The sequence below is a fragment of the Archangium sp. genome (genome assembly GCF_036389735.1).
In the GTDB taxonomy this organism is placed as follows: domain Bacteria; phylum Myxococcota; class Myxococcia; order Myxococcales; family Myxococcaceae; genus Archangium.
Genome location: NZ_DASVWK010000106.1, coordinates 1 through 7,315 on the forward strand (window position 1 = coordinate 1; position 7,315 = coordinate 7,315).

General features: G+C 69.7%; 6 protein-coding genes and 1 pseudogene. 5 read left to right on the forward strand and 2 right to left on the reverse strand.

Annotated elements, in window-relative coordinates:
- The 5 genes from VF794_RS04105 to VF794_RS04125 form a co-directional block, all read left to right on the forward strand.
- Positions 1-564 (forward strand): hypothetical protein (locus VF794_RS04105; RefSeq protein ID WP_331107866.1); only part of this gene is annotated, 564 nt, incomplete at its 5' end.
- A 118-nt stretch (positions 565-682) separates the two neighbouring features.
- Positions 683-2,674: a hypothetical protein gene (locus VF794_RS04110; RefSeq protein WP_331107867.1), complete on the forward strand. Its 1,992-nt coding sequence runs from the start codon at positions 683-685 to the stop codon at positions 2,672-2,674.
- Between the two features lie 84 nt (positions 2,675-2,758).
- Entirely contained in the window at positions 2,759-4,471 is a 1,713-nt protein-coding gene (locus VF794_RS04115) for a serine/threonine-protein kinase (RefSeq protein ID WP_331107868.1), read from the forward strand.
- A 42-nt stretch (positions 4,472-4,513) separates the two neighbouring features.
- On the forward strand, positions 4,514-5,338 hold the full coding sequence (locus VF794_RS04120; RefSeq protein ID WP_331107869.1) for a hypothetical protein: 825 nt from the start codon (positions 4,514-4,516) through the stop codon (positions 5,336-5,338).
- Positions 5,339-5,691: 353 nt separating this feature from the next.
- Positions 5,692-6,174 carry a hypothetical protein gene (locus VF794_RS04125; RefSeq protein ID WP_331107870.1) on the forward strand — a complete coding sequence of 161 codons (483 nt, stop codon included), beginning with the start codon at positions 5,692-5,694 and terminating at the stop codon, positions 6,172-6,174.
- Positions 6,175-6,283: 109 nt separating this feature from the next.
- Here the strand turns inward: VF794_RS04125 and VF794_RS04130 are convergent, their stop codons facing one another.
- Positions 6,284-7,018 carry a hypothetical protein gene (locus tag VF794_RS04130; protein ID WP_331107871.1) on the reverse strand — a complete coding sequence of 245 codons (735 nt, stop codon included), beginning with the start codon at positions 7,016-7,018 and terminating at the stop codon, positions 6,284-6,286.
- 27 nt (positions 7,019-7,045) lie between these two features.
- Positions 7,046-7,315, reverse strand: a pseudogene (locus tag VF794_RS04135) (hypothetical protein); the annotation flags it as partial.

The window sequence follows — 7,315 nt, forward strand, 5'->3', positions numbered from 1 at the left end:
CTCTACGCGCCGCTCATGGGCGCGGTCCTGGCGCTGATGTACGCGGCCTCCCGCGTGGCGGCACGCCTGCCGCGGCCGGCCATGGTCTGGGGGTTGGTGGTGGCGGTGGGCACGGGCAACGCGCTGGCGGTCCAGTGGCGGCACCAGGACTGGCGCGACGAGGAGTCGCTGTTCCTCTCCGCCCTCGAGGTGGAGCCCGGGAGCGCCCTGCTTCAAACGAACGCCGCCCAGGTGTGGTTGAAGAGGGGAAGGGCGGTCGAAGCAGAGCAGTGCGCCCGGCGGGCCGTCGAGCTCGATCCGGGCTACGCGAAAGCCCACGGGGTGCTGGCCGCCTCGCTGGATCTCCTGGAGCGTCCTGACGAGGCGGGGCCCGCCTTCGAGAAGGCGCTGGAACTGGCCCATACCGAGCAGAACCTGCTGAATGTGGCGCGCTTCCACGTCAACCACGGCCGGCCCGAGCGCGCACTCGAGTTGCTCCGAGACACGCGGGTCCGCGAGCCGCCGGGCCCGGAGCGCAAGGCCCTGCTGGAGGAACTCCAGCGCGGGGCGAGCACCCACCCCTGACTCCAACAGGCTCCCGGATGGGTCAGGGCTTGAGCCGCTCGACGTCATGATGGATGACGCGCCGCGTAAATGCCGCGACGCGCTATGGTCCCGCCCAGACCACCAACAGGGAATCGGAGTGACCACGAACACGCGTGCCTGGCGCTGGGGACAGTTGCTGGCCTTGACCTTGGGGGCGCTGTCGTCCCTCCACTGCGTCGAGCTTCCCACGAAGTCCTTCTCCTGCTCGTCCGACGAGGACTGCCACGGGCTGAGTGGCCCCGCGGACGAGCCGTACGTCTGCGGGAGTGGGGGCTGGTGTGAGGTGCTCGGGCAGGCGGATGCCGGGGGCACGCCGGATGCTGGAGGCCAGCCAGACGCTGGAGGCCAGCCAGACGCGGGGTCGGATGCGGGCACGGGCAACGCCTGCCCCCAGACCTCGACGCTCCCCACCTGTTCCACCTCCAACTGGTGCTGGGACAACCCGCTCTCCGAGGGCCGCAACCTGAACACCGTCCGAGGCAGGTCCGCCACGGACGTCTGGGCCGTGGGGGAGAGGGGCATCGCGCTGCACTGGGATGGCACCTGCTGGGCTCGCATCCTGCCCGGCAACTCCCAGCAGTTGCGCGCCGCCTGGCCCGCCGCGGGCAAGACGTGGTGGTTCGCCGGCGCGGGAGGGGCCCTGCTCAAGTGGGACGGTTCGACCTGGACGTCCCAGGCCCTCGCCGAGCAGTTGACCTTCAATGACATCGAAGGGTCCTCGGACACGTCCGCGATCGCCGTGGGACAGACGGGCGCCATCTACACCTTCAACGGCCAGCAGTGGAGCCCCCAGTCCTGGGACGCCGGCACCAATCCCGCGCCGGAGCTCCTGGCCGTGTGGCCTGTCTCGTCCACCGAGGCCTGGGCGGTGGGCAGGGGCGGCATCCTCGCGCACGGTGTGGATGGGGGCTGGTCCGTCTACGCCAAGGCGTCCGTGGACCTGACGGCCATCGCCGCTGGAGCGGATGCCGGGACCGCCTATGCCGTGGGCAGGGGGCTGCTCGCCACCTATGCCAACTCGACATGGACGGCTTCCAACTTCGCGACGTCCACCACCCAGCTCAATGGCGTGTGGACCAGTGCCGGTGTCACGCGCGTCGTCGGCCCCGCCTCGAACATCTACGTCGTGGGCACGGCGACCCCCGAGCCGAGCGGCACACCCCAGGTGCTCAACTCCATCTGGGGCAATGACACGGCGCTCTGGGCCGTGGGGACCGGGGGCAGCATCGTACGGCGGGCGGACGGCCAGTGGTCGGAGATCCCCGGCGGCGTGGCCCGCGGCATCAACGCCGTCTGGGGCAGCGATGACCTCAACCTCTGGGCGGCCGGGGACAACGACCTGGTCATGCGCCGTGGGGACGACCGCTGGTCACCCGTGGCACCTCCAGAGCAGGGCACCTTCAGGGCCCTCTGGGGGAGCGGGGACATGCTGCTGGTGGCGGAGAACAATCCAACGTCGACGGGCAGCACCGGGAAGATCCACCTGCGCCAGAACGGCCAGTGGACCCAGAGCCCCTCGTTCCCGAGCGGCGTGAATGCCTTCTGGGGAACGGGCATGGCCCCGGTGTGGGCGGTAGGCGACAAGGGCCTCCTCCTGCGTCGCGAGGGAGCGGGCACCTGGACCTCCGAGGGGAACGCCAGTACCGCGAGCGCTCAATTCAACGCCGTCTGGGGCGCCAGCTCCGCCGATGTGTGGGCGGTGGGGGCCGGTGGGGTGATCTTCCACCGCGACAGCTCGGGGAACTGGGTGAGCCAGAAGCTGGCCTCGTCGACGGGCCTCTTCGGCGTGTGGGGTACGGGCGCGCGGGACGTGTGGGCGGTGGGCCTCAACGGAGCCGCCTACCACTACGATGGGACGGCCTGGACCCTGGTCCCCACGGGGGTGACCCAGACGCTGCGCGCCATCGCCGGGCGGAGCGCCGACAGCGTGTGGGCCGTGGGTGACAACGGCGGCATCACCTATTGGAACGGGAAGACCTGGACGCCGCAGGTGAGCGGGGTCAGCGAGAACCTGCGGGCGGTGTGGGTGACGCCGAACGCCGTCTGGGTGGCGGGCACCAACGGGACGGTCCTCCGGATGCAACCGTGAGTGGGGCGGGCCGCCGGGCAGGCAGGGGAGCTCATGTCTCCGCCGCCCGGGGCGGGTTCTCTGATAAGGTCCCGGCCGGTTTCGATGGACCAGCCCCCCCTCACAGAGTGTCCCACCTGTGGCCTGCACGTCGCCCAGGGCACCGAGAAGTGCCCCCAGGACGGTACGGTGCTCGGTGACGGCGTGCCCGCCAGCCGAGCGCAGCTGAGGCCCCAGCCCGGCCCGCACGTCGCCTCGCCCGAGGCGGGGACCCTCGCACCGATGCCCGTGGCCCAGACCATGCCGGCCATCGGTGCCGCCGCCAAGGCCAGGGCCAACCCGACGCCGCCGAGCGCCCCGCTCACCGATCCGCTCATCGGCATGCAGCTCGGCGAGTACGTCATCCTGGAGCAGATCGGCATCGGCGGCATGGGCCTCGTCTACCGGGGCGAGCAGCCACTGATCCGCAAGCAGGTGGCCATCAAGGTCCTGCGGCCCGAGGTGGGTGACCAGTCCATGTACGTGGAGCGGCTGTTGGCCGAGGCCCGCGCGGTCAACGCCATCCACCACCGGGGCATCATCGACATCTTCAGCTTCGGCAAGACGCCGGATGGTCGGCAGTACTTCGTCATGGAGTACCTGGAGGGCACCCCGCTCGACACCTGGCTCTCCATTCGCGGCACCCTCCCGGTGCAGGATGCCATCCGGCTCGCCGACGAGATCCTGGACGCGCTCACCGCCGCGCACCAGGCGGGTGTCATCCACCGCGATCTCAAGCCCAACAACATCTTCCTGGTCCGGCAACCCGGCGGCGGCTCCTACGTGAAGGTGCTGGACTTCGGCCTGGCCAAGCATACGTCCGCGGACCAGGCGCTCTCGCAGCAGACCCTGAACGGGCTGATCATCGGGACGCCGGAGTACATGGCGCCCGAGCAGGTGCGCGGAGATCCGGTCAGCTCCAAGACGGACCTCTACGCGTTCGGCATCCTCCTCTTCCAGCTGCTGACCGGGCAGCTGCCCTTCACGGCCCGGGTCGCCGCGGAGTACCTGGTCCACCACCTGGAGCACACGCCGCCCTCGCCCCTCACGCTGCGGCCGGAACTGCCCCCCGCGCTCGCGCAGCTCGTGCTGAAGCTGCTGGAGAAGGCCCCGCAGGCCCGCCCCACGGCGCAGGAGGTGCGGGCCGTGCTCCTGGAAGTCGCCGACGGTCTTCCGCCGTCGAGCGGAGCGCGCCCCTCCCGCGAGACGCGCAGCCTGGCCTTGCCTGGCGCGGAACCCGTGCGGCCAGCGCCCCCGCCTCAGCAGGTGGCACCGGCGGTGAGCGCGAGCCCGCCCGCCACGCCGCCACGCTCCCGCACCGCTCGGGTAGTGGGAGTGGCCGCCGGGTTGTTGCTGCTCACGTCGGGCGGGGCGCTGTTGATGCTGCGCCGTCCGGCCCCGGTGCCGGTGGCCGCCCCCACGGTCGTTCCCGTGGCCGAGACCCCGGCCCCTCCGCCGGAGACCAACCCCAGCCCCGCCCCGGCTGTCACGCAGGCCGTGGTGCCCGCCGCCCCCGCCACCCCCGCCGAGACCTCCGCCCCTCCCAGCGTGAGAGGCCCGTCCAGGGTGAGCACCGAGCGCAAGTCGCCCTTGCTCACGCGCATCGAGCGTCTGGAGCGGAAGCTGCGCGCGAGCTCGCTGCCCGTGGATGAGAAGGAGAGCGCGCGCGGCCTGCTGAAGAAGGTCCGCGTCAGGGCCGAGAGCGCGTCGACCTCCGAGGAGCGCAAGCAGGTACAGCGCAACCTCGACATCTGGGAGCGCCAGTACCTGGGACACTGACGTCCTCGCCTCGGGGCGCGGCGTATGCCAGCATGCGCCCCCATGTTTTCCCTGGTGTTGGCGTTGCTCGTCGCGCAGACCCCCGCCCCGGCGGGCGAGACCGAGGCGAAGGGGATGGTGGTGATGGTCTCCCGCAACGAGGGCCTCACGCCCATCGAGGCCGTCACCCTGGCGGATCGGCTTTCCAATGCCCTCCAGAAGGCGAGACTGCCGGTGACGATGGACCCGGTCGAGGCTGTCGCCCGGCTCGGGACGCAGCGCTCCCCGGAGGGCTGCCAGGGCAAGCCCGAATGCTTCGCACGGTTGGGACGCGACCTGGGCGTGGCGGCGGTGGTGACCATCGACTCGAGCAAGGTCTTCGATGACCTGCCCATGCGCATCACGCTGATAGAGACCCGCGAGAGCCAGGTTCTCTTCAAGCGGAGCTACACCGTGTCCGCCCTGCGGCCCACGGAGCTGGACTCGGCCTTCCAGAGCGCCAGCCAGGAGCTCAAGACGACCGTCACGGGTCTCCCGGGGCTCGAGGACCCGACGGACACGCCCAGGGCGGTGAATCTGTCCCCCTCGTCCGTTTCCGGCGTGAACGCGCTCACCCAGCCCACGCCACTGCCCGTGACCGTCACCCGGGTAGGGGCCGGGGTGGCCGGGGCCGCGGCCGTCACCTTCCTGGCGCTGGGCCTGGTCCAGGCCTCGCGGCTCCAGGACGAGCGGGCGCCGGGAGTCTCCGCCTGGACCTACGCCGAGGCGAGGGCGCTCCGGAGCAGCGCCAACACCCGGCTCACGCTCTCGGGCGTCCTCGCCGGAGTGTCTGGCGCGCTGCTCGTCACCAGCTTCGTGCTGCCCACGGAGCCGGCTCTGGCGAAGTAGGTGCTCGCAGTCGACTAGGAGCAAATGGCCGTACGCGGTGTCTGAAGCCCTTCCCGGGGGTATTGCTTGTAGATGTCTGCAAGCAAGGCCCGTGAGCACTCACCAATCCGTAGGTATGTCTCTCTGCCTGCTCATCGGTCAGCCACCCCGTATAGCCCAGTCAGCTCCTACCCAAGGGTTGGAACATCCGCTATCAGCAATGCCCGCGCGAGTGAATGAGTCGCCCCGCGCGATAGATAAACGTTGCTGTGAATAGAAGGGGAAACATGTTTCGCGCCACCTGGAAGAGCGGGCTTCTGACTGCGATCTCGATGTCGATGTTGGCCGCATGCGGAGGGCCTGAGGGTGAACTCGTGGAGAATCCTCAGGCCGGCGTCATGACCGGGGACACCGAGGCGGGCCCGCGTGCGCTCACCCTGTGCGAGTTCAACATCTATGCACAAAGCGCTTTCATCAGCAGGGACCAGCGCACGGGGACCGCGAACTACGAGGGCGAGCTGGAGTTGGGCTCCCGCTTCACCGTGAACGACTTCTACTCGGCCAACTTCCCGTCGTCCGGCAACGTCAAGGTCAGTCAGGGCGCAACGGTGGCCATGAATACCCTTGTCCACACCGTGAGCATCGACAACACGGGCATGGCCTCGCTCAAGGCCGAGATGTGGGAGTACGAGTACGGCTTTGGGGGCGGGACGGACTCCGGCTCGGCTACGGGCTACCTCAATCTGGACTGCAACCAGCCCCAGGCCATGCAGAAGATCAACGTGAGCATCAGCGGTAACACGTGGCTGGAGAAGACCGCGACGGTGGAGGTCACCTTCCTGGCGGTCAAGAAGTAACTGGTATCGCAGGGTCTTGGGCACCTCGTATGGTATTGCCTATGAGGTGTTTGTCCCCTTCAATCGGACGGGTACCAAGTAGCCCCCAGCCGCTCTGCACCTCGCTCGGCTACTGCCCCGTGATGAAGCGTCCGTCCTTGCCCAGCGTGAAGCGCGACGTCCGTTCCAGCTTCACGTCCAGGTAGAGCTGCTTGCCCTTCGGCCGCAGGCTGACCGAGGGCACCAGGAGCTGGTGCTGGGGCGGCGTACCGAGGGCGACCCAGGCGCGCCACCCGTCGGTGCCCAGCACCACCCACCGCGGCTCCTCGGCCGGAGTGCCCGGAGCCACCACCAGCTTCAGCAGGAGGATGGCCGTGCGGCCGTCCGGCGACGTCCAGGAGGAGTCCAGGGTGTACTGGACCTCCTCCAACTGCCACGTGGACCAGGTGTTCACCACGCAGTAGCCGTCCTCCCCCGGGCGCAACACCATCAGGCCCGCGCCCTTCTGGAGCGTCACCCCCACCAACTCCACGGGCCCGTCGGCGAGCGAGAGCTGGGCCTGGAAGGAACTCCGCACCTCGGGCCCCTCCGGCGGCCGCTCGAAGCCGAGCTGCGGCAGCGTCAAGCCGGGAACGAAGGAGCGGGGCCCCACCGTACGCACGAGTTCCGCCTCCAGCGGCGCTTCCTGGGCGATGCGCTCCGGGCACTTCGGCGAAGGCACCGGTGCCTGGGCCGGGGCCTGCTGCGTCACGGACTTCGGGGGAGGGGAGAGCGCATTCCGCAGTTCCACACACCCGGTGCACACCAGCGCCAGCACCCACGCCAAGCACCATGCACTTCCCACCCGCGCGTTACCCGCTCGCATCCGTTTTCCTTTCGAGAGGTCCGGGCCCTACCGCGGCGTGAGCTTCACCAGTCCGGAGTCCACGAAGGACTGGAGGTACTTCAGCGCGTCCAGCTCCTTCAGCGGGGACATGCCGATGATGCCGCCCAGGTCGCGCTTGCCGTCGATGCGCGACAGCAGGTAGCGCTCGGGGGAGCTGAGCTGCATCGACTTGAGCTGCGCCGAAGACACCAGCAGCGAGGGCACCTGCGGCTTCTCCAGCATTTCCCGCCGCAGCGCCCCCAGCAGTGCCGCCTCCGCCGAGCGCAGCAGTGCCTC

Excerpts from the sequence above, each read along its gene's own strand:
- VF794_RS04120 (WP_331107869.1), top strand. The coding sequence starts at position 4,514 with ATGTTTTCCCTGGTGTTGGCGTTGCTCGTCGCGCAGACCCCCGCCCCG.
- VF794_RS04115 (WP_331107868.1), top strand. The coding sequence starts at position 2,759 with ATGGACCAGCCCCCCCTCACAGAGTGTCCCACCTGTGGCCTGCACGTC.
- VF794_RS04130 (WP_331107871.1), bottom strand. The coding sequence starts at position 7,018 with ATGCGAGCGGGTAACGCGCGGGTGGGAAGTGCATGGTGCTTGGCGTGG.